Origin of the sequence: Alcaligenes sp. GCM10023179, assembly GCF_042653705.1 — a bacterium.
GTDB lineage: Bacteria > Pseudomonadota > Gammaproteobacteria > Burkholderiales > Burkholderiaceae_B > Alcaligenes > Alcaligenes phenolicus.
Genome location: NZ_JBHSIQ010000003.1, coordinates 40,212 through 60,378 on the forward strand (window position 1 = coordinate 40,212; position 20,167 = coordinate 60,378).

Annotated in this window: 18 protein-coding genes; 13 read left to right on the forward strand and 5 right to left on the reverse strand. The window is 57.2% G+C overall.

The window, feature by feature from the left end; translation table 11 throughout:
• Positions 1-10: 10 nt before the first annotated feature.
• The 4 genes from ACFPDR_RS14135 to glpK all read right to left on the reverse strand — a co-directional run bounded on the left by ACFPDR_RS14135 (position 11) and on the right by glpK (position 5,308).
• Positions 11-1,120 (reverse strand): formylglycine-generating enzyme family protein, encoded by a 1,110-nt coding sequence (locus ACFPDR_RS14135; RefSeq protein ID WP_376911276.1) that lies wholly within the window; start codon positions 1,118-1,120, stop codon positions 11-13.
• A complete protein-coding gene (locus ACFPDR_RS14140; protein ID WP_205717080.1) occupies positions 1,107-2,828 on the reverse strand; it encodes an arylsulfatase in 1,722 nt (573 codons plus the stop codon). The genes ACFPDR_RS14135 and ACFPDR_RS14140 overlap by 14 nt, the downstream gene beginning before the upstream one ends.
• A gap of 506 nt (positions 2,829-3,334) precedes the next feature.
• The gene (locus ACFPDR_RS14145; protein ID WP_035269009.1) at positions 3,335-3,787 is read right to left on the reverse strand and encodes a TM2 domain-containing protein; all 453 of its coding nucleotides are present in this window, start codon (positions 3,785-3,787) and stop codon (positions 3,335-3,337) included.
• 27 nt (positions 3,788-3,814) lie between these two features.
• Positions 3,815-5,308, reverse strand: coding sequence for a glycerol kinase GlpK (gene glpK / locus ACFPDR_RS14150; protein WP_035269011.1), 1,494 nt, complete (start codon positions 5,306-5,308; stop codon positions 3,815-3,817).
• Between the two features lie 200 nt (positions 5,309-5,508).
• Between glpK and ACFPDR_RS14155 the strand changes: the two genes are divergently transcribed.
• Entirely contained in the window at positions 5,509-7,107 is a 1,599-nt protein-coding gene (locus ACFPDR_RS14155) for a glycerol-3-phosphate dehydrogenase/oxidase (protein ID WP_060186842.1), read from the forward strand.
• 124 nt (positions 7,108-7,231) lie between these two features.
• Here ACFPDR_RS14155 and ACFPDR_RS14160 read toward each other — a convergent pair whose 3' ends face one another.
• Positions 7,232-7,729, reverse strand: a complete 498-nt coding sequence (locus ACFPDR_RS14160; protein WP_009455189.1) for a C40 family peptidase — start codon at positions 7,727-7,729, stop codon at positions 7,232-7,234.
• 437 nt (positions 7,730-8,166) lie between these two features.
• Here ACFPDR_RS14160 and flhD point away from each other — a divergent pair, with 437 nt between their 5' ends.
• The 12 genes from flhD to flhB all read left to right on the forward strand — a co-directional run bounded on the left by flhD (position 8,167) and on the right by flhB (position 20,165).
• Positions 8,167-8,493 (forward strand): flagellar transcriptional regulator FlhD, encoded by a 327-nt coding sequence (gene flhD / locus ACFPDR_RS14165; protein ID WP_009455187.1) that lies wholly within the window; start codon positions 8,167-8,169, stop codon positions 8,491-8,493.
• 30 nt (positions 8,494-8,523) lie between these two features.
• Positions 8,524-9,174 (forward strand): flagellar transcriptional regulator FlhC, encoded by a 651-nt coding sequence (gene flhC / locus ACFPDR_RS14170; protein WP_035269018.1) that lies wholly within the window; start codon positions 8,524-8,526, stop codon positions 9,172-9,174.
• Positions 9,175-9,365: 191 nt separating this feature from the next.
• The gene (motA, locus tag ACFPDR_RS14175) at positions 9,366-10,241 is read left to right on the forward strand and encodes a flagellar motor stator protein MotA (RefSeq protein WP_026484570.1); all 876 of its coding nucleotides are present in this window, start codon (positions 9,366-9,368) and stop codon (positions 10,239-10,241) included.
• Between the two features lie 12 nt (positions 10,242-10,253).
• Positions 10,254-11,192: a flagellar motor protein MotB gene (gene motB, locus ACFPDR_RS14180; RefSeq protein WP_009455181.1), complete on the forward strand. Its 939-nt coding sequence runs from the start codon at positions 10,254-10,256 to the stop codon at positions 11,190-11,192.
• Positions 11,193-11,278: 86 nt separating this feature from the next.
• A complete protein-coding gene (cheA, locus tag ACFPDR_RS14185; RefSeq protein WP_374697924.1) occupies positions 11,279-13,360 on the forward strand; it encodes a chemotaxis protein CheA in 2,082 nt (693 codons plus the stop codon).
• 16 nt (positions 13,361-13,376) lie between these two features.
• Complete coding sequence (locus tag ACFPDR_RS14190) at positions 13,377-13,877, forward strand: chemotaxis protein CheW (RefSeq protein ID WP_009455177.1); 501 nt, start codon at positions 13,377-13,379, stop codon at positions 13,875-13,877.
• Positions 13,878-14,004: 127 nt separating this feature from the next.
• Positions 14,005-15,741 (forward strand): methyl-accepting chemotaxis protein, encoded by a 1,737-nt coding sequence (locus tag ACFPDR_RS14195; protein WP_376911277.1) that lies wholly within the window; start codon positions 14,005-14,007, stop codon positions 15,739-15,741.
• A gap of 4 nt (positions 15,742-15,745) precedes the next feature.
• Positions 15,746-16,588, forward strand: a complete 843-nt coding sequence (locus tag ACFPDR_RS14200; RefSeq protein WP_026484567.1) for a CheR family methyltransferase — start codon at positions 15,746-15,748, stop codon at positions 16,586-16,588.
• 62 nt (positions 16,589-16,650) lie between these two features.
• Positions 16,651-17,709, forward strand: coding sequence for a protein-glutamate methylesterase/protein-glutamine glutaminase (locus ACFPDR_RS14205; RefSeq protein ID WP_021446831.1), 1,059 nt, complete (start codon positions 16,651-16,653; stop codon positions 17,707-17,709).
• 44 nt (positions 17,710-17,753) lie between these two features.
• Positions 17,754-18,143, forward strand: a complete 390-nt coding sequence (gene cheY / locus ACFPDR_RS14210) for a chemotaxis response regulator CheY (protein ID WP_009458133.1) — start codon at positions 17,754-17,756, stop codon at positions 18,141-18,143.
• Positions 18,144-18,156: 13 nt separating this feature from the next.
• The gene (cheZ, locus tag ACFPDR_RS14215; protein WP_021446830.1) at positions 18,157-18,798 is read left to right on the forward strand and encodes a protein phosphatase CheZ; all 642 of its coding nucleotides are present in this window, start codon (positions 18,157-18,159) and stop codon (positions 18,796-18,798) included.
• Positions 18,799-19,013: 215 nt separating this feature from the next.
• Positions 19,014-20,165, forward strand: a complete 1,152-nt coding sequence (gene flhB / locus ACFPDR_RS14220; protein WP_021446829.1) for a flagellar biosynthesis protein FlhB — start codon at positions 19,014-19,016, stop codon at positions 20,163-20,165.
• The last annotated feature ends 2 nt before the right edge of the window (positions 20,166-20,167 follow it).

Below are 20,167 nucleotides of genomic sequence, written 5' to 3' on the forward strand. Positions count from 1 at the left end.
GCTTTTGAGCTTAGTTTTTTATTTCATTAAGCACCGTACGAAAGCCCACATGCTGGGTAGACATGGTGGTTTCCTGGGGTTGTCGTGATGCCGGGCGATAGCGTACGCAGAAATTGGCTGCACACAGAAAAGAGCCGCCCTTGATAACGCCGGTTGCCGGGTTTCCTTTGGCATCCGTTGCTGCCGTGACAAGGGGTTTGGGCGTCAGGGGCCGATGCTGGGGGTGCCACGCGCTACGTGTCCATTCCCAGACATTGCCGACCGAATCCCACAGGCCATAGTTATTGGCCGGGAAGCAGCCTACGGGGGCGGTGCCTTCGTAGCCATCGCGCAGCAGGTTCTGGGCGGGGAAATTACCTTGCCAGGTGTTGGCCATCAAGCGGCCGCGCACTTCAGGCGTATTGCCCCAAGGGTAGGTAGCGCCTTCCAGTCCGCCGCGCGCTGCAAACTCCCATTGCTCTTCGGTGGGCAGATCGCGTCCCAACCAGCGGGCGTAAGCCAGCGCATCCTCGTAGGCGATATGGACGACGGGATGATTGTCACGGCCGTTCAGATTGGTATCGGGACCACCGGGATGCCGCCAGTTGGCTCCCGGCACCCATACCCACCAGTTGTAATTGCCGGAAGGGGCGTGCTGATTGTGTCCTTCGTGGTGATCGTGATCATGCGTTGCTGCTGGTGGTGTGAAGACGGCAGATCCGGGCTGACGATACTGCTCGGGAACCTGAACATGCGGCGGAAATTCCGGCACCCGTTCCGCCTGGGTGACATAGCCTGTGGCCGCCACAAATTGTGCGAATTGGGCATTGGTGACTTCGTGCTGGTCTATCTGAAAAGCCTGGACCTCCACGGGATGTACCGGCTTTTCTTCCGGATAGCCTTCGTCGGACCCCATCAGAAAGCGCCCCCCAGGAATGGTGACCAAACCAGCCTGATTGGCGGCTCCTTGCCTGGCCGGGCCGAAGCCCATTGGTATGCCGCTATAGGCTTGGCAATCGTGGGCCGGAACCGGAGGAGGGAGGGTATCGGAGCCGTCTGCCGTTGCAGGCAGCGGGGCTGCTGTCAGCAGCCCGCATACCGTCAGCAGTGCCTTGGCTCGGGAGAGCTTAAAGGACTTCATCCAGATCCTTGTAGTAGTTCAGGCTGTTGCTGTAGCCAGGGCGCGAAGCCAGACCTTCAAAATCCTCCACCCCGTTGCGCTTGGCATATTGCTCGTACTCGGCAATCAGCTCTTTCAGCTTTTCAGGATGTTTTTCGGACAGGTCATTCAGCTCGGAGCGGTCTTCGACCACATTGAACAGTTCCCAGCGGTCTTTGCCCCACGGTGCATTGGCGTACACGATTTTCCAGTCACCCACGCGCATGGCGCGGCGGCCATTCAGCTCCCAGCCTTGGCGGAAGGTTTCATGGACCTGATCGCTGCGACCGGTCAGCACATCCACCATGGAGTTGCCTTGCATGGGGATGACCTGGCGGCCACGGTACTCGCCCTTGGGCTGTTCGATCTGGGCCAAGGCCAAAATGGTGGGGGCGATGTCGGTTACATGGGCCGGAGCGCGCACAAATTCGCCCTGACGCTTGCCACCGGGTACGCGCATGATGCTGGGTACCGAGATACCGCCTTCATACATGAAGGCTTTGTACAGATTGAAGGGCGTGGAGCCAACTTGCGCCCAGCCTGGGCCATATTCCACAAAGGAGCCGGGACGGCCCGTGTTTTCATAGCTGTTATCGCGATGCTTGTGGGCCCAGGCGCGGGTTTCACCTTCATCGAGCACGGTATTGCCGTCGGCACCGTTATCGGACATGAAGATCACAACGGTGTTGTCGTACTGGCCGGTTTGTTTCAGGTGCTCGATGACACGGCCAATCTGTGCATCCATGGCTTCCACCATCGCGGCGTAGACCGCCATACGTTTGCTTTCAACACGTTGCTGTTCAGGGCTTAACTCTTTCCAGCGTGGCCAGGCCGGATTGCCCACATAGCCTTGCATATCCTGGGGCACCAGACCCAGCTTCTTCATGCGCTCCAGACGCTCCTCACGCAGCACGTCATAGCCTGCGTCATAGCGGCCTTCATATTTGCGTATGTATTCCTCGGGTGCGTGCAAGGGCCAATGGGGAGCCGTAAAGGCCAGGTAGGCGAAGAAAGGCTGGTCCTTGCGCTTGTCCGCATCGATATAAGACATCAGGCGCGAGGCAAAAAACTCGCTGGAGTAGAAGTCTTTGGGCAGTTGCACTTCCTTGCCGTTCTCGCGGTACAGGGCAACCGGTGCTTTATTGGCATCAAAGGTGATGATGCCGCTTTGGTCAAAGTGGCTGGCGCCGCCGTGCATCAAGGCGTAGGACTGGTCAAAGCCGCGATTGGGTGGGGCGACTTCCTCTTTCACGCCCAGATGCCACTTGCCCGCCATATAGGTGCGGTAGCCATTGTCTTGCAGGACCAAGGGGAAGGGCAGGGCCTGGTCGCTCAGAAAGCCTTCGTAGCCGGGCAGGGCGCGCTGCTGGGGCGTCATCAGTTCGGCCATGCCACCAAAGCCAACCTGGTGGTTGTCCGCGCCTGACATCAGCATGGCGCGGGTGGGGGAACAGAAGGGGGACGCGTAAAAGTCGGTCAGTGCTACGCCGTCTTTGACCAGGGCATCCAGGTTAGGGGTGGAAATTTCCCCGCCAAACGCGCCAATGTCTGAATATCCCAGATCATCGGCCACGATCAGCAAAATATTGGGGCGTTGTTTCTCTGTGGCTGCGTGACTGCTTAGCGTACAGGCGGCCAAAGCCAGGCCCAGCAAGCTGCGCAGTAAATAGCTAGTTTTAGTGCGTCGCATTTTCTTGTGTCTCAATCTAGTTATGTTTGTAGTGACCCTCGTCGTCTGCAGGCCTCCGATGCAAGTCGGAGATGTGTCTCTACATAAAGCCGTGGACGCGAGTGCCATAGGGCGTATTGATGGGTTTTTATACGTAAAACCATCGGGTAACGGATGTGTAGACAGAGCCAGCAACAATGGCCTCACACTTTTGATCTGAGCCGCCGCTGCCAGTCTTTTAGAGGCTTGGCGTGTCTCCCCCAATTCGATTGAACACGAAGCCGCTTGGGGATTTCCAAGACTAAAAAGGTTTGCTTGCATACCTGGAAGGTATGGTGGCTAATATAAGCATTGGAAATCAAGGAACTAGGCTTGCAAGCGGCATGGGCTGTGGTTTTCCCTGATAAGTCCACAAAACGCCCTGAGTGGAGCCTGTTTATTTGACGTAGCCAGGCTTCTGGCATGCGTGAAGGGGGCAGCCATAAAAAAAGCCCCAGCAAGTGGGGCTTTGGTGAGCAGTCTGGAAATTAACGGGCCAGCTTGAACTCGTCGTCGCCCATGAAGGCGTAACGCAAGGCGTCGATCAAGGCCAGGAAATAGGCCAGCGGCGACCAGATGGCAAACAGCACTAGGAATAACAAGCCCATGCCGATCTGGCCCAGGTAAAAGCGGTGCACGCCCAGCCAGCCCAGGAATATCGCCAGCACAATCGCGATCTTGCGGTGGCTGTTGGGCTTGGACATTTCGTCTTTCTTGTTCTTGGAAATCCAGATCACCAGCGGGATGGTAATGATCAAGGCGATCAGCGCCTTGCCCCAATGTACGGTCAGGTAGCGCTGAACTTGCTGCATCAATTCGATGAAGTCATGGAACAGGAATCCCAGGTACGAGGAAATGTAGTGGAAAATGGCCTCGCCAAAGGTCAGGCCCAACATCACGATCAGGAAGATGGCAATGCCCAGAATGATTTTTTGCAGCATGGTGTTTCCGTCAAAAAAACAGCAAGTTCAATAAGTGCGTGCCTGACGCACGGCTTGTTCCCAACTGAGCATCAGGTTTTGGGCTTCATCGCGCGACATGATGGGCTCGAAAACCCGGTCGCATTGCCATAGCGCCGCAATCTCAGGCAGACCTGAATACAGACCGCTGCCCAAGCCCGCCAGATAGGCGGCGCCCAGCGCGGTCGTCTCAATAGTAACGGGACGCACGACAGGCAGGCCCAACAAGTCTGCTTGAAATTGCATCAGAAGATTATTGGCGCAGGCCCCACCGTCCACACGCAGCTCGTGCAAGGCCGGGCCGCCGTTGGCCTGTACATCCCGATTCATGGCTTGCAACACGGCGGCGCTTTGGTAGGCAATGCTGTCCAGAGCGGCGCGGGCAATGTGGGCCATGGTGGAGGCACGTGTCAGGCCGGTAATGGTGCCGCGGGCTTGGGCATCCCAATAGGGGGCGCCCAGGCCGGTGAAGGCAGGGACCAGTCGTACGCCTTGTGCATCCGGCACGCTGCGAGCCAGCTCTTCGACTTGCGCGCTATGTTCCAGTGCGCCCAGACCATCGCGCAGCCATTGGACCACCGCCCCCCCAATAAAGACGCTGCCTTCCAGCGCATAGGCGGGAGCATCGCCATGATGGGCGGCGCTGGTTGCGATCAGGCCGTTATGGGATTGGGGGACTTGCGAGCCACAGTGCATCAACAGGAAGCAGCCTGTGCCATAGGTATTCTTGGCCATGCCGGGTGTTGTGCAAGCCTGGCCGAACAGGGCGCTCTGTTGGTCGCCCGCCACACCACAAATGGGAATGGGGCTACCCAGAATTTCGGGGCTGCAATGGCCAAACTCGGAGGCGGAGCTCTGTACCTGGGGCAAGACGCTGGCCGGGATGTTGAACAGGGCCAGCAACTCATCGTCCCATTGCTGGCTATGAATGTTGTAGAGCAGAGTGCGCGAGGCATTGCTGACATCGGTGGCATGGACTTTGCCGCCACTTAAATGCCAGATCAGCCAGCTATCAATGGTGCCGAAAGCCAGTTCACCACGCGCTGCACGTTCACGGGCGCCGGGTACGGAGTCCAGCAGCCAACGCAGCTTGGAGGCCGAAAAATAGGCATCAATAGGCAGGCCGGTCTTGCCGGTAATGGTGGCTTCGTGCCCTTGTTCGCGCAACTGGGCGCAGAAGTCCTCGGCGCGTCTGTCTTGCCAGACGATGGCCTTGTGCAGGGCCTGCCCGGTTTGCCGATCCCATAGCACTGTGGTTTCACGCTGATTGGTAATGCCAATGGCGTGTATGTCCTGAGGGCGCAGCCCTGCCTGCTCAATCGCTTGCCGGGCGGTTCGGAACTGGGTGTCCAGGATTTCCTGGGGATCATGCTCCACCCAGTCTGTACGCGGGTAGTATTGCTGAGTTTCCTGCTGCGCCTTGGCCAGAATGCGGCCGTCTGCCGCTACCACAAGGCTGCGCGAGCTGGAAGTTCCCTGATCAAGAGCAAGTATGAATGTCATGCGAATGAGGCAGTAAAAGCGGAGCAGACCACAGTGTACTGGCTCTGTGTGCTCTGTGTCCGGTCGCAGAAGGGGACTTGATACGCGAGCAAACAAGTTTCACTGGACGGTAAAAGTTCAGGGGCTAAAATCAGGGTAAATCCCGAGCCAGTCAGTGTTTTTTTCGGGTGTCTGCTAATTTCAGGTCCAAAGCTCATCTTATGACTACATTAAGTTCCCCCTTATTGACCGACAGAGCCCAGATGCTGGGCGCCTTGGCGCGCACCACGCAGGTGGATATGGTCGTGGTGGGTGGTGGTGCTACCGGCTTGGGCGTCGCTCTGGACGCGGCCTTGCGGGGCTTGAGTGTGGTTGTGCTGGAAGCCTGGGACTTTGCCAAAGGCACGTCCTCGCGGGCGACCAAGCTGGTACACGGCGGGGTGCGATACCTGGCCCAGGGCAATGTCAGTCTGGTGCGTGAAGCCTTGCGCGAGCGTATGCATTTGCTCAGCAATGCGCCCCATCTGGCGCAGCGCCTGCCTTTTGTCATGCCCAGCTACAAGTGCTGGGAGACTCCGTTTTACGGGGTGGGCCTGATGGCCTATGACGGTTTGGCGGGGCGCGAGGGGTTGGGTCATACCCAATTTTTGAGTGCTTCCAAGATCCGGCAGCTTCTACCCGGTGCGCGGCAAAGTGGCCTGAAAGGTGGTGTGAAATATTGGGACGGCCAGTTTGATGATGCCCGTCTGGCCTTGGCCCTGGCCCGTACGGCGGCTCTGAATGGGGCCTTGCTCATTAATTACTGTCCGGTTGTGGATGTGATGCACAGCGAGGGCAAGGTCTGCGGGGTGCGCTGCCAGGACAAGGAAAGCGGTCAGACCTACGAGATCCAGAGCACATGCGTGGTCAATGCCACGGGCGTGTGGGTGGATCAGGTGCGACAACTGGATGCGCAGGAAGCCGGGCGTGAACTGCGCCCTATGGTTTCGCCCAGCCAGGGTGTGCACTTGGTGGTTGATCAGGAATTCCTGCCCGGTGAACACGCCTTGCTTGTGCCACGGACCAAGGATGGCCGGGTCTTGTTTGCCGTGCCTTGGTTGGGCAAGCTGATTTTGGGCACGACGGATACTCCCCGAGACGATATTCCGCTGGAGCCGCGCCCCTTGGCCCAGGAAGTGGATTTCATTCTGAAAGAGTCCGCGAATTATCTGCAAAAAGCGCCCACGGTGCAGGATGTGCGCAGTATCTGGGTGGGGCTGCGACCGTTGGTGCGCCCTGCAGCCGAGTCGGCCGCGGGGCAGACGCAATCCATCAGCCGGGAACATAGCATTACGGTTAGTGCGAATGGTTTGCTGACAGTCACTGGCGGCAAATGGACGACGTATCGTGCCATGGCCGAGGATGTGCTGGAACGCTGCCAGCAGTCCGGCTTGCTGAGGCCTTTGCCAGCCTGTCGGACTCAGGAGCAACGTTTGGTCGGTGCTTCTTATGTAGGTGACCGGCGTTCTCTGGGGCGTACAGCCGGTCTGGATGCGTATGGCAGCGAGGCCGATTGGGTGCAGACCTTGCCGGGAGCGGATCAGGAATTGGCGCCGGGCTTGAGTGTGGCTATGGTGCGCTTTGCTTGCCGCTTTGAATATGCCCGTACCGTTGAAGACATGCTGGCCCGTCGTTCGCGCCTTTTGTTCCTTGATGCGCGTCTGGCGCAATCACTTGCCCCAGCGGTGGCGGCAATTATGGAAGAAGAAACCGGGCGCTCGCCCGAGCTGGAGGCCTTTCTGGAACTGGCCGAGCAATACGCCACCGTGCCTACGCGTTAAACGTATGGCAATAAGAAAGGGCCCGTTCATTACGGGCCCTTTTGCTTTCTGCGCCCAATGAAATTGGGCCTGGTGAAAGATCAGGCCTGCTTTCTTTCAATGCCCGCGCTGGCTTGCCGATGAGTCAATCAAAGAAAGTGCGAGCTGTTTCAAAGCGTTTGGCGAAATAGGGATTGTCCAGTGAATCAATCCGCACGCGTCCACCACTGGAGGGAGCGTTGATGAATTGTTGCTTGCCTATATAGATGCCTACATGCGAGTTCGGGGTACCCAGCGTATTGAAAAACACCAGATCACCCGGGCGCAGCTGTGAACGGCTGACACGCCGGGCCGCGCTGGCCTGGTCGCCGGTGCGGCGTGGAATGGGGGAACTGGATTCCTGGCTGAATACATAGTGCACCAGGCCGCTGCAATCAAAGCCGGTAGACGGTTCGCGTCCGCCGTAGCGGTAAGGCGTATCCAGCAAGGTCAGGGCAGACAGGACTACGGCTGAGCGGCGTTGTTCATCCACACCAATGGGTTTGCCGGCGGGTAGGCGGGACGAGGGCGTGTGCGCACAAGCCGCCAGGATCAGTGTCAGGCACAAGGCAAACAGACGTTGCGTAAAAGCAGCAGGAACCATGGGCTGTTACAAAACGGATGTGGGGGCGGCGGGGAAAGCTGTCACCAGAAGATTATCCGATATTTCGACGCTTTTTAGGCAGCGCGTGAGATGGATCGTCGAAATATGCATTAATTAATGGCTAATGTATGCAACAAAACATAATTTTGATACAGACGCTTTGATCTTTGTCATGTTACATCTCGTTTATAACTACAACATTAAGTGAGCATCTGATAATATTCTGCTGTGTCTTGATACGTTTATTGCATATATTTGATGTTTTCCATGTTTTTAGGGCATTAAAAGAGGGTGTGTGTCGGAAACATCGAGAATGTAAAAATTATATTCATGCAATAGATTGCAAGGCATGATACATATTTATGTAACTTTATATATTTTAAATGTGTTTTGTTACAAGAAACTGGCTGATTAACAGATTTACAAGGATGGCTGACATGCCCGTATCGGAAAATTCGCTGCTGAATGATATTCAGGAAGTCAATTTGTCGTACTTGTTACTCGCGCAGCGCCTGCTGCGGGAGAATTTTTCGGCAGGTATGTTCCGTTTGGGCTTCGATACCGATGTGGCAGAGACCTTGTTGCGTCTGTCGCCGGCCCAATTGGTCAAGCTGGCCAGCTCCAGCTCGTTGATTTGCGGCTTTCGCTTCAATGACTACGACCTGCTCACCACCTTGACGCAGGATGTGCTGGGAGGGGTATTGCAGCAGGCCCACTCCACCATTCTTCTGTCACAGCGCGCGACGGCAGAACAAGCCGGTTAAACCGGCTGCGAACTTATTACATCAAGAACTATGGCTATAAAAAGCGTCGCCAAAGAAGCCCAGGAAATTGGGCTTGCTTCCGACATGATTGAGCTGGGGGCGCGTTTGCAGGTCCTGCAAGCAGAAACATCATTAAGCTACGACCGGCTGGCCCGTTTGTACCGTGAAGTCAAAGGCTGCTCGCCACCCAAAGGGATGCTGCCTTTTTCTGTCGACTGGTTCATGACCTGGCTGCCCAATATTCATTCCAGCCTGTTCTACAGCATTTACCAGTTCATGGCCGTGCATACGCCGTGCGATAAAAGCCGTGCACTGGTCGAGGCTTATCGCCTTTACCTGGAGCAATCGTCGGCCGGGCGTCTGGACGTGGGGCCGGATGAAGAGCCCGTGCTGAGTTTTACTCGTGCCTGGATGCTGCTGCGCTTTTTTGATAGCGGTTTGTTGCAGCTGTCCCAGTGCGAGCGCTGCAAGGGGGGCTTTGTGGCCCATGCGCACGATCCTGAATCAGGCTTTATTTGTGCCATTTGCCGTCCGCCACCACGGGCTGGCAAGACCCGTGCCAGCAAGGCACGCAGTACACCTAAATCTCCGGGCGGCAAAAGTCGAAAATCAGAGCCGGTCAAGGAGCCGCAAGCCAGGGTCACGGGGCACGTCAACGCACAGGTAGACGTGCCCATCTAGCAATAGCTTTTGTCGTCAGTGTGCAGCAAAGCCGGATAGATGCTGGTTTTTGATGTGGATCTGATAAGAATCTGAAAGTGTCAAGGCAACTGGAAGCGTCGATCTAGGCTGGAAAAAGGCCATTAACGCGTCGTTTTAGCCTGGTTGCTTGCCGCCATCATTAGCAGCGTGTATTTGAAGAAGGCGTATCCGTGCTTATTATCCTTGGATATATCATTGTTTTCGTCTCCGTTTTCGGGAGCTTTGTGGGGCTGGGCGGGCACTTGGGTGCGCTATACCAGCCTTTTGAATTACTGCTGATTGGTGGCGCGGCCCTGGGGGCCTATTTTGCGTCCAACAGCGGCAAGTCCATCAAGCTGCTGGCCAAAGCGTTGCCGATTGCATTTCGCAGCAGCCCCTACAACAAGCAGTTGTACATGCAGTTGATGGGCATGTTGTCTGTGCTGCTGAACAAGGCTCGACGCGATGGCATGATGTCCATCGAAGCGGATATCGAAAACCCCGAACAAAGTCCCATCTTTGCTGATTACCCCAATGTGGTGAAAGATCCGGCTTTGATGAACTTTGTGTCCGACTACCTGCGTTTGATGATCAGCGGCAATATGAGCTCGTTTGAAATCGAAACGTTGATGGACCAGGACATTGAAACCCACCAGCACGAACGTAACGTGCCTGCACGTGCCTTGCGTGAGGTGGCTGACGCCTTGCCCGCTTTCGGGATTGTGGCGGCCGTGCTGGGTGTGGTGAAAGCGCTGGCCTCTGTAGACCAGCCGCCTGCCGTGCTGGCAGACCTGATTTCCAAGGCCATGGTTGGTACCTTCCTGGGTATCTTGCTGGCCTACGGCTTTGTCGCTCCCTTGGCGGCCACCATCGAACGCCGTACCTCGGATTCGGTCAAGGTGCTGGAGTGCATCAAGGTCACTTTGCTGGCCAATCTGAATGGTTACCCGCCCCAGCTTGCCGTGGAATTTGGCCGTAAAGTGCTGTTTTCCTCCGATCGCCCTTCGTTCCAGGAGCTGGAAGAGCATGTACGTCAGGCCCGCTCGGGTGCTGGTCGCAAAGCCTAAGCGGATGCGTTCATGAGCAATCATAAAGATCGCGTGGTCATCCGTCGCAAGAAGACGGCCCATGCCGAGCATCATGGTGGTAGCTGGAAAATTGCCTACGCTGACTTCATGACGGCGATGATGGCTTTTTTCCTGGTGATGTGGATTCTTTCCCTGGTTCCCAAGCAGGACTTGAAGGAAATTGCCGATTACTTCCGCATGCCCTTGATGGACGCCGTTTCGGGCGGCTATCAGGCCGACTATTCGCGCAGCGTCATTCCCGGTGGCCAGCCCAGCCTGGTTCCCAATCCCCATCCCGGCACGAACAGCAGCCAGGCGGCCGATGATCGCCAGGATGTGGAGCGTCTGGAAGATTTGAAATCGGCTCTGGAAGAACTGATCCGCATCGATCCCGTGCTGAAAGAATTCCGTCCGCAACTACTGCTGGACATGACTCAGGACGGTTTGCGCATCCAGATTATCGACCGTCAAAGCCGCCCCATGTTCTCGACGGGCAGCGCACAGGTGCAGATTTACATGCGGGCCATTTTGCGCTCGCTAAGCGCCCCCTTGAACGAGATGCCTAACCGGATTCTGATTTCCGGCCACACCGACTCGCTGCAGTACGCCAGTGGCGAGCGTTTGTACAGTAACTGGGAGCTGTCGGCCGACCGTGCCAATGCGGCTCGACAGGAGCTGGTGGCTGGTGGTCTGGCCGAGGCCAAGGTCAAGCAGGTCGTGGGTTTGGCCGATAGTGTCAGCCTGGTTAAAGATAACCCCGCCGCAGCCGTAAATCGACGTATCAGCCTGCTCGTGCTCAATAGCCGGGCCGAACGACGCATGGACGAGCAAGCCGCAAGCGGTTCGGAAGAGTTTGATTTGCGCGAAGCCATGCAGGAGACCGAGGGGCCTATCAGTATTCATATTCCCGGTCTGCCTGAAATGCCTTCTGCCTTGCCAGTGGTGCCCTAGGGCTTGTTAACAGGCCCGACGGCCCAGGTGTTTGGGCTGTGCTTTTTGTTTTGTTGTTCTAAGCCATAACCAGGAAGGAAGTGTTCATGAGCTCCGGCGTAGATCTGAGTCAGTTTTACGAAACCTTTTTCGATGAAGCCGATGAGTTGCTGGCGGACATGGAGCGCTTGCTGCTGGAGCTGGATCTGGACGAGCCTGATCGCGATCAGCTCAATGCCATCTTCCGGGCCGCGCACTCGATCAAGGGCGGTGCAGGCACGTTTGGTTGCTTCGGTCAGCTGGCTGAAACTACCCACTTACTCGAAAATCTGCTCGATCTGGTCCGTAATGGCGAGATGCAATTGCGCAAGGACATGATTGACCTCTTTCTGGAAACCAAGGACGTGCTAACCGGACAAGTCAATGCCTACCGCGAGGAACAGGAGCCTGACGAGGAAGCCTATACCCGTATCTGCGCGCAATTGAGGCAACTGGCCCTGGAGCAAAAGGGCATTCTGGCAACGGACGCCAAAGGAACCGAAGCGATTCTGCAAGCCGAAGCGGAACCCGAGCCGGAACCGGCCGCCAATACGGATGGCTTGCCACTGTGGGTGTCCATGGGACCGGTATCGGATAAAGATGCGGAGGCGCTGCAACAAGAAATGGAGTTGATGGGCACCATCGTCCATCAAACCCGTGAAGGCGATCGCCTGGATATCTGGGTGGAAACCACAGGTTCAGCGGACGACATCCTGGCCGTTTGCTGCTTTATTCTGAATGCCGATCAGGTGTCGGTAAAACCGGCTGCTGCTCCTGGGCAAGCGGCGGCTCCAGCATCCGCGGCTACTTCTGCTCCTGCCGCCGCCGTGGTTGTCGAACCCGCCGCTGTCGCTCCGGCCGCTCCAGCACCAGCCCCTGTTGCGGCTGAACCTGAAAAAACCGAAACGCCTGCTCCTGCTGCTGCCCCTAAAGCTGCCGACAAACCCGCCAAGGCCGCGGCTCCCAAAGAGTCCGGCACGATCCGTGTGGGCGTGGAAAAAGTCGACCAGATCATCAACCTGGTGGGCGAGCTGGTCATTACACAAGCCATGCTGGTGCAAACCGCCTCGACGCTGGACCCGGTCGTGCATGATCGTCTTTTGAATGGCATCGAACAGTTGGAGCGCAATGCGCGCGACCTGCAAGAGTCCGTGATGTCCATTCGCATGATGCCGATGGATTACGTGTTCAGCCGCTTTCCGCGTGTGGTGCGTGAAAGCGCGGCCCGCATGAACAAGAAGATTCGTCTGGTCACCAAAGGGCAGGCCACCGAGCTGGACAAGAGTCTGATCGAACGCATTATTGATCCGCTCACGCACCTGGTGCGCAACAGTATCGACCACGGCATTGAAATGCCCGAGGATCGTCTGGCTGCGGGCAAGGAAGAAGAGGGCGTGCTGACCTTGTCGGCCCAGCACCAGGGCGGCCATATCATCATTGAAGTGGTGGACGATGGCGCTGGTCTGAACCGCGAACGTATTTTGAAGAAAGCCATGTCCTCGGGCCTGCCGGTGACCGAGACCATGCCGGACGACGAAGTGTGGCAACTGATTTTTGCCCCCGGCTTTTCCACCGCTGACAAAGTCACGGAAATTTCCGGACGCGGCGTGGGCATGGACGTGGTGCGACGCAATATCCAAAGCATGGGCGGCCATGTGCAGCTGTACTCGCGCGCAGGCAAGGGAACGACCACCCGTATTGTTTTGCCGCTGACGCTGGCGATTCTGGACGGCATGTCGGTCCAGGTGGGCAATGAGGTGTTCATCCTGCCGCTGGCTCACGTAACCGAATCCATGCAGCCCACTGAAGAACAGTTGCGCAGCGTCACCGATACCGATCACGTCATGTTTGTACGTGGCGAGTATCTGCCCCTGATTTCCCTGCGTGACATCTTCTCGGTTGAAGGGGCCGAGACCGATGTGACTCGTGCGATTGCCGTTATCTTGCAGGCCGAAGACATGCGCTTTGCCTTGCTGGTCGATCACCTGATTGGTCAGCATCAAGTCGTGGTCAAGAACCTGGAAGCCAACTATAGAAAAATTCCGGGTATTTCCGCTGCCACCATTTTGGGCGATGGCAGCGTAGCCCTGATTGTTGATGTTTTTGCCTTGCAACGTCTGGCGCGGGACCCCGCCTCGACGTGGGCCTGATTATTCGGAGATCTTTATGTCCAACGACTTTACTTCCCACTCCGAAGCTGCCGAGGCTGGCGGCAAGGAGTATCTGGTATTTACTCTGGGCGACCAGGAATACGGCATCGATATTCTGAAAGTTCAGGAGATCCGGGGCTACGACTCCCAGACCGTCACTCGTATCGCCAACGTGCCCAATTTCATCAAGGGCGTTACCAATCTGCGTGGCGTGATTGTTCCTATCGCAGACTTGCGGGTGCGTTTCAACATGGAACGGGTGGAGTACGACCACCAGACCGTCGTGGTGATTCTGAACTTGCACGACCGCGTAGTGGGTGTGGTGGTGGATGGTGTCTCGGATGTACTGGTGCTGCAATCGTCCCAGATCAGCGCTGCCCCCAGCTTCGGCACCGCCTTCTCGACCGAGTACCTGACCGGTATCGGTACGCTGGGCGAACGTATGCTGATTTTGGTGGATATTGAAAAACTGATGACCAGTGAAGAGATGGCTCTGGTTGACAGCGCAGTGGCCTGATCGCCCGAGTCTGCAAAGACTTGCCAGGCGGGGACTTGTTTAACGGGTCCTTCAAGGAATGTTCGGGCCGGGGGAGGCGTCACAAGCGCCTCTGATGTTCGGATCTACTCTAGACAAGGTGCTTGCAATGCTGGATGGATTACGTTTAGCCAATCTGAAGGTGCGGACCAGTCTGATTCTGGTACTGGTGTTTTTTTTAGCAATGCTGGTGGCAGGCGCCGCTCTGGGGATTTTGTCCCTGCGCGCCAATAACGGTGCGCTGCAAAGCATCGTGGTCAATCAGCGTGTAGGCTCGGCCATGTATCAGGCCATCGAGCGCTACAAAGAGACTCAAACCCTGATTGGACGAGCGGCCATCAGCTATGTGGTCAGCAATGATCTGCAAAACCAGGACTTGATGGCCGAGTGGAGCGATGTGGCTCCCAAAACCTCGGCGATCAGCTCGGCAACCCGGGATGCCCTGGATGCCACGCGCAAGCAGTTTGAACTGGCCCAGGAAGCCTTCTTTGAATACCAGGGTGTTGCCACCCAGCTGGAAGGCACCAACGATTACTACCAGCGTGTCGATGCGGCGTTCATGTCCCTGATGCAAGGTGGCGTGCTACCTTTGATCGCCTATCTGGAGCAAGGTGATATTGCGGGTTTCCGCAGCTATGTGGCGACTATCACCAAGTTCCTGGAAGAGGATCTGTACAGCGCCTTGAACACCTTGCAGGAAGCTCAGCAGCGTTCTATCGACTCGCAATACCAGAAAGAAAACGACCAGTACAACATGGTGATCCGCCTGGTGGGTCTGGCCATGGTGCTTTGTCTGTTTATCTCCTTGGCCGTGTATGTGTTCTTGAATCGCATGGTGTTGCGCCCCTTGCGTCAGGCCGGTGCGCACTTTGATCGCATCGCCAGCGGGGATCTGACCCAGCGCGTGGAAGTGAAGTCCACCAATGAAATTGGTGTGCTGTATGACGCCGTGCGTCGCATGCAGGGCAGCTTGCAGTCCATGGTGCAGACCGTGCGCCAGGGCGTGGAAGAGATCACTTTTGGCTCGCATGAAATCTATGTGGGCAATACGGACTTGAGCAGTCGCACGGAAGAGCAGGCCGCCTCCTTGCAGCAGACTGCGGCCAGCATGGAGCAGTTGGCCAGTACGGTTCGTCAGAACTCGGACAATGCCCAGCAAGCGGATCAGGTTGCCAAGAATGCTTCCGAAGTGGCTCTGCGCGGTGGCCAGGCGGTCTCTACCGTGGTGCAAACCATGGAAGACTTGTCGGCCAGTTCGGGACAGATTGCCCAGATCGTGAACGTGATCGACGGCATTGCCTTCCAGACCAATATTCTGGCCTTGAACGCCGCGGTGGAAGCCGCCCGTGCAGGCGAGCAGGGCAAGGGTTTTGCGGTGGTGGCCGGTGAAGTACGCAGTCTGGCCCAGCGCAGTGCGCAAGCGGCGCGCGAGATCAAGGGCTTGATCGAGCAGTCGCTGGCCAAAGTGAAAGAAGGGACTCGACAGGTGGATGAGGCGGGCAAGGTGGTCATGGAAGTGGTCAGCTCGGTACAGAGCGTAACGACCATCATGGCGGAAATCTCCTCGGCTTCAAACGAGCAGTCCGAAGGAATTGAGCAGGTGAACCGGGCGGTTGCGCAAATGGATGTGGTTGTGCAGCAGAACGCGGCCCTGGTCGAGCAGGCTACCGCTGCGGCGGGCTCCTTGCAGGATCAGGCGACCCGTTTGTCCGATGCGGTGTCGGCGTTCAAAGTCAGTGCGCAAGACATTATTGATGATCCGTTTGAAGCGCCCGAGCCGGAACGATTACGTTCTACCGAGCGTCTGTCGGCGGGGCCTTTTAGCGGGACCTTGGCCAGCCTGTAGTTATATGAGCACATCTGTGGAACCTTTTGTTTATACATTGCCCTCGATCCCGCAAGCCTCGAGGGCCGACTGTGAGCGAGCCGCGCGCTTGCTCAAGTCGTATGCGGGCATCATCTTAGGTACCCACAAAGAAGATATGGTGGCCCGCACGCTGGGTATGCGCAGTCAGAACGCGGGCATGCGCGAGGTACGCCAGTACCTGGATATTCTGGAACAGGACACGCATAGCCAGGAGTGGCAGGACTTCGTCAACGCTTTCACCATCAATCACACCGCGTTTTTTCGGGAGCAGCATCACTTCGATATTCTGGGCAAGTTTGTCAGTACACGCGGCAAACCCCTGGATATCTGGTGCAGCGCCGCCTCTACGGGCGAGGAGGCGTATTCCATTGCCATGACGGTGCGCGAACACTGCCCTTCACCGGATGTGAACGTATCCATTCTGGCTAGCGATATTGACTCGGCGGCCTTGGACAAGGCCCGCCAGGGCGTGTATACCCTGGAGCGCATTCAGCCCGTGCCCGATTTGTGGCTGCCGCGTTACTTTCAGCGTGGCGTGGGCGCTCGCAAGGGGCTGGCACGCGTCAAGCCCGTGTTGCGCAATATGGTGGAGTTCGAGGAGTTCAATCTGGTGGGGCCGGCCTGGCCGTCTTCCAGCCGTTTTGATGTGATCTTCTGTAGAAACACCATGATTTATTTTGATCGTGATGATCAGACACGCATTCTGGAGCGCTTTGCCGCCGTCACCAAGCCTGGCGGACTGCTGTTTGTGGGGCATTCCGAGAACTTCTCCTATCTGACCAAGGCCTTTCGTTTGCTGGGTCAGACGGTGTATGTCCGGAACTAGGGCCCATTAGTTTCACCCCGCCCCAAGCTCTGTTGGCGTTTGAAATCGGGATTATGAGTAGCATGAAGAAAATTCGAGTTTTGTGTGTAGACGATTCCGCCCTGGTGCGCAGCCTGATGGTGGAAATTATCAACAGTCATGCGGATATGGAAGTGGTGGCCGTGGCCCCCGATCCGCTGGTGGCGCGCGAGCTGATCAAAGAACACAATCCGGATGTGCTGACGCTGGACGTCGAGATGCCGCGCATGGACGGGCTGGACTTTCTGGAGCGCCTGATGCGCTTGCGTCCCATGCCCGTGGTGATGGTGTCCTCGCTGACCGAGCGCAATTCGGACGTGACCTTGCGTGCCCTGGAGCTGGGCGCGGTGGACTTTGTGACCAAGCCCAAGCTGGGCCTGCGTGATGGCTTGCTGGATTACTCGGACCTGATTGCCGACAAGATCCGCGCCGCTTCCATTGCCCGTCCACGTCGTGCGACCCCGGCCCCGGCAGGGTCGGCCCCGGCTCGTCGCCTGACGCACAACTTTTCGACCACTGAAAAACTGATCATGATCGGTGCATCCACTGGCGGCACCGAGGCCATTCGTCAGGTGCTGGAGCCTTTGCCGGCCAATTGTCCGGCCATCATGATTACCCAACATATGCCAGCCGGTTTCACACGCTCGTTCGTGAACCGTCTGGATGGTCTGTGTTCCATGCAGGTGCACGAGGCCGAAGATGGTCAGCGCGTGTTGCCCGGCCATGTGTATCTGGCTCCCGGTGGCGTGGCGCACATGAAGCTGGCCCGCTCGGGTGCCAACTATGTGGTCAAGCTGGTGGACAGTGAACCTGTCAACCGCCACCGGCCCTCGGTTGATGTGCTGTTTCACTCTGCCGCCGAGCTGGCCGGACGCAATGCCGTGGGTGTCATTCTGACCGGCATGGGCAAGGACGGCGCGCAAGGTTTGCTGGCCATGAAACAGGCCGGTGCCATGACTTTTGCCCAGGACGAAGCCACCAGCGTGGTCTTTGGCATGCCGCGTGAAGCCCTGCAAATTGGCGCGGCGGACATCGCCTTGCCCCTGGGGCAGATCAGCGAACGAATTCTGGCCAGTGTGGGGGCCTTTGGGCACCGTGTATAAACGGTCCTGAACGCACTGGCATGCTACTCATTTGGAGAATGTAAATGGTACAAAAAAATATAAAAATTCTCGTCGTCGATGACTTTCCCACCATGCGCCGGATCATCAAGAACCTGCTCAAGGATCTGGGATACGAGAATGTAGACGAAGCAGAAGATGGTCAGATGGGCCTGGAAAAACTACGCAACGGCAATTTCGAGTTTGTGGTCTCTGACTGGAATATGCCGAATCTGGATGGGCTGGAAATGCTCAAGCAGATTCGTGCCGATGCCAACCTGTCCTCTTTGCCGGTGCTGATGGTGACCGCCGAAGCCAAGAAAGAGAACATTATTGCCGCCGCCCAGGCGGGCGCCAATGGCTACGTCGTCAAACCCTTTACCGCCGCAACTCTGGAAGAGAAGCTGAACAAGATCTTCGAGAAAATGGCCGGTTAATACGGAGTACGTCATGGATCCACAGCAAACCCCGAATCATCCCGACCCCCAAAGCGTACCGGTTGATCTGGTCTACCGCATCGCCAATCTGACCCGCCTGCTGCGGGAAAGCATGCGCGAACTGGGTCTGGATCAGGCCATTAAAGATGCCGCGCACGCGATTCCGGATGCCCGTGATCGTCTGCACTATGTGGCTCGCATGACTGAGCAGGCCGCCAACCGGGTACTGAACGCAGCCGAGCAGGTGCGTCCTTTGCAGGAGTCCTTGCAAGAGGACGCCCAGGCCCTGGATGCCGAATGGGAGCAGTGGTTTGAACAGCCTCTGGACCAGGACCAGGCCCGCGAACTGGTCAAGCGTACCCGCGGCTTCTTGCGCGATGTGCCCGTCAAGGCCCAGCAGACGCAGGACAATCTGCTGGAAATCATCATGGCCCAGGACTTTCAGGATCTGACCGGGCAGGTGATCACGCGCATGCTGGGTGTGGTTGGCACCATCGAGACCGAACTGGTCCAGGTGCTGGTCGATAATGTCCCCACAGAAAAACGCGAAGAAACTCAAAGCCTTATCAACGGCCCAGTGGTCTCGCCGGTAGCCTCGGAAGTGGTCACCAGCCAGGACCAGGTAGACGACTTGCTGGCGAATCTGGGCTTTTAAGCCCCGCCCAAATTCGATCATCGCGTTCGCTTCAGAAAGGCGCTGCACCTTGCAGCGCCTTTTTGCTTGTGGGGAACAGCCTGCTTTTATCGGGCTTTCTCCGCGCTATCAGAGCCGCGGTGCTCTTTTAGAATGACCCCGCGGCCTGCAGTGCGAACGCGACATTCGTGCTGGGCGCGTGATTCATTCTTTCAATTCCTGCGTCTTGGCAGTCCATGGCAGAAGACAGCGATCTCGAAAAAACAGAACCGGCCTCACCCCGGCGCCTGGAAAAGGCGCGGGAAGAAGGGCAGGTGGCGCGTTCCAGAGAGCTGACGACATTCCTGATGCTGCTGGCCGGGATTGGCGGAATCTGGGCCGGTGCCAGCTATTTGTACGAGACTTTTGGCGGCATTGTGCGTCGCAGCGTCTGGTTTGATCCGCGCGTAGCGCACGATCCCAGCGCCATGGTGGTACAGGCGGCCGGTCTGGCAGGCGAAGCATTAAAAGGTCTGGCACCGCTGTTCCTGCTGCTGGTTGTGGTCGCGATCTTTGCCTCGATCGCGCTGGGCGGCATGAGCTTTAGCGGCAAGGCCTTGCAGCCCAAGTTCGAGCGCATGAATCCGGCCAAGGGCATCAAGCGCATGTTTTCCATGCAGACCGTGATCGAGCTGATCAAGACCCTGGCCAAAGCCGGTCTGGTGGGTTCGGTGGCGGTGTATGTGATCTGGACCGAGCGCGAGCAGATGACGGCCCTGATGTATGTGCATCCCACGGCGGCTATAGCCACGGGGATGACACTGATTATCAAGTGCTGTGCCCTGATCGCCGCCAGCTTGCTGGTGATTGTCTTGATTGATGCGCCCTGGCAGTTGTGGAGCTTTTACAAGAAGCTGCGCATGTCGCGCCAGGATGTGAAAGAAGAACATAAGGAAAGCGAGGGTGATCCGCATGTGAAAGGGCGCATTCGGCAGCAGCAACGGTCCATGGCCCGTTCGCGCATGATGTCCCAGGTGCCGGGGGCCGATGTGGTGGTTACCAACCCTACGCATTATGCGGTGGCCTTGAAGTATCAGGACGGCAAGGGCGGTGCCCCCCGTGTGGTTGCCAAAGGCACGGGGCTGATTGCTGCCAAGATTCGCGGTCTGGCCGCCGAGCACAAGGTGGCCATGCTGGAGGCGCCAGCGCTGGCACGGGCCTTGTACTTCAACGTGGAGCTGGAGCGCGAGATTCCTGTGGACTTGTACTCGGCCGTGGCCGAAGTGCTGGCCTGGGTTTATCAGCTTCGTAACTGGAACAAGGGGCAGGGCGAGCGCCCGATCATGCCCACCCGATTGAAAGTGCCGACAGGCATGGATGAAGGTCCACTGCGTTCGCGCAAACATTAAAA

Excerpts from the sequence above, each read along its gene's own strand:
- ACFPDR_RS14145 (WP_035269009.1), bottom strand. The coding sequence starts at position 3,787 with ATGCTGCAAAAAATCATTCTGGGCATTGCCATCTTCCTGATCGTGATG.
- ACFPDR_RS14155 (WP_060186842.1), top strand. The coding sequence starts at position 5,509 with ATGACTACATTAAGTTCCCCCTTATTGACCGACAGAGCCCAGATGCTG.
- cheA (WP_374697924.1), top strand. The coding sequence starts at position 11,279 with ATGAGCTCCGGCGTAGATCTGAGTCAGTTTTACGAAACCTTTTTCGAT.
- ACFPDR_RS14205 (WP_021446831.1), top strand. The coding sequence starts at position 16,651 with ATGAAGAAAATTCGAGTTTTGTGTGTAGACGATTCCGCCCTGGTGCGC.
- ACFPDR_RS14195 (WP_376911277.1), top strand. The coding sequence starts at position 14,005 with ATGCTGGATGGATTACGTTTAGCCAATCTGAAGGTGCGGACCAGTCTG.
- glpK (WP_035269011.1), bottom strand. The coding sequence starts at position 5,308 with ATGACATTCATACTTGCTCTTGATCAGGGAACTTCCAGCTCGCGCAGC.
- flhC (WP_035269018.1), top strand. The coding sequence starts at position 8,524 with ATGGCTATAAAAAGCGTCGCCAAAGAAGCCCAGGAAATTGGGCTTGCT.
- ACFPDR_RS14160 (WP_009455189.1), bottom strand. The coding sequence starts at position 7,729 with ATGGTTCCTGCTGCTTTTACGCAACGTCTGTTTGCCTTGTGCCTGACA.
- flhB (WP_021446829.1), top strand. The coding sequence starts at position 19,014 with ATGGCAGAAGACAGCGATCTCGAAAAAACAGAACCGGCCTCACCCCGG.
- ACFPDR_RS14135 (WP_376911276.1), bottom strand. The coding sequence starts at position 1,120 with ATGAAGTCCTTTAAGCTCTCCCGAGCCAAGGCACTGCTGACGGTATGC.
- ACFPDR_RS14190 (WP_009455177.1), top strand. The coding sequence starts at position 13,377 with ATGTCCAACGACTTTACTTCCCACTCCGAAGCTGCCGAGGCTGGCGGC.
- cheZ (WP_021446830.1), top strand. The coding sequence starts at position 18,157 with ATGGATCCACAGCAAACCCCGAATCATCCCGACCCCCAAAGCGTACCG.
- ACFPDR_RS14200 (WP_026484567.1), top strand. The coding sequence starts at position 15,746 with ATGAGCACATCTGTGGAACCTTTTGTTTATACATTGCCCTCGATCCCG.
- ACFPDR_RS14140 (WP_205717080.1), bottom strand. The coding sequence starts at position 2,828 with ATGCGACGCACTAAAACTAGCTATTTACTGCGCAGCTTGCTGGGCCTG.
- cheY (WP_009458133.1), top strand. The coding sequence starts at position 17,754 with ATGGTACAAAAAAATATAAAAATTCTCGTCGTCGATGACTTTCCCACC.
- motB (WP_009455181.1), top strand. The coding sequence starts at position 10,254 with ATGAGCAATCATAAAGATCGCGTGGTCATCCGTCGCAAGAAGACGGCC.
- flhD (WP_009455187.1), top strand. The coding sequence starts at position 8,167 with ATGCCCGTATCGGAAAATTCGCTGCTGAATGATATTCAGGAAGTCAAT.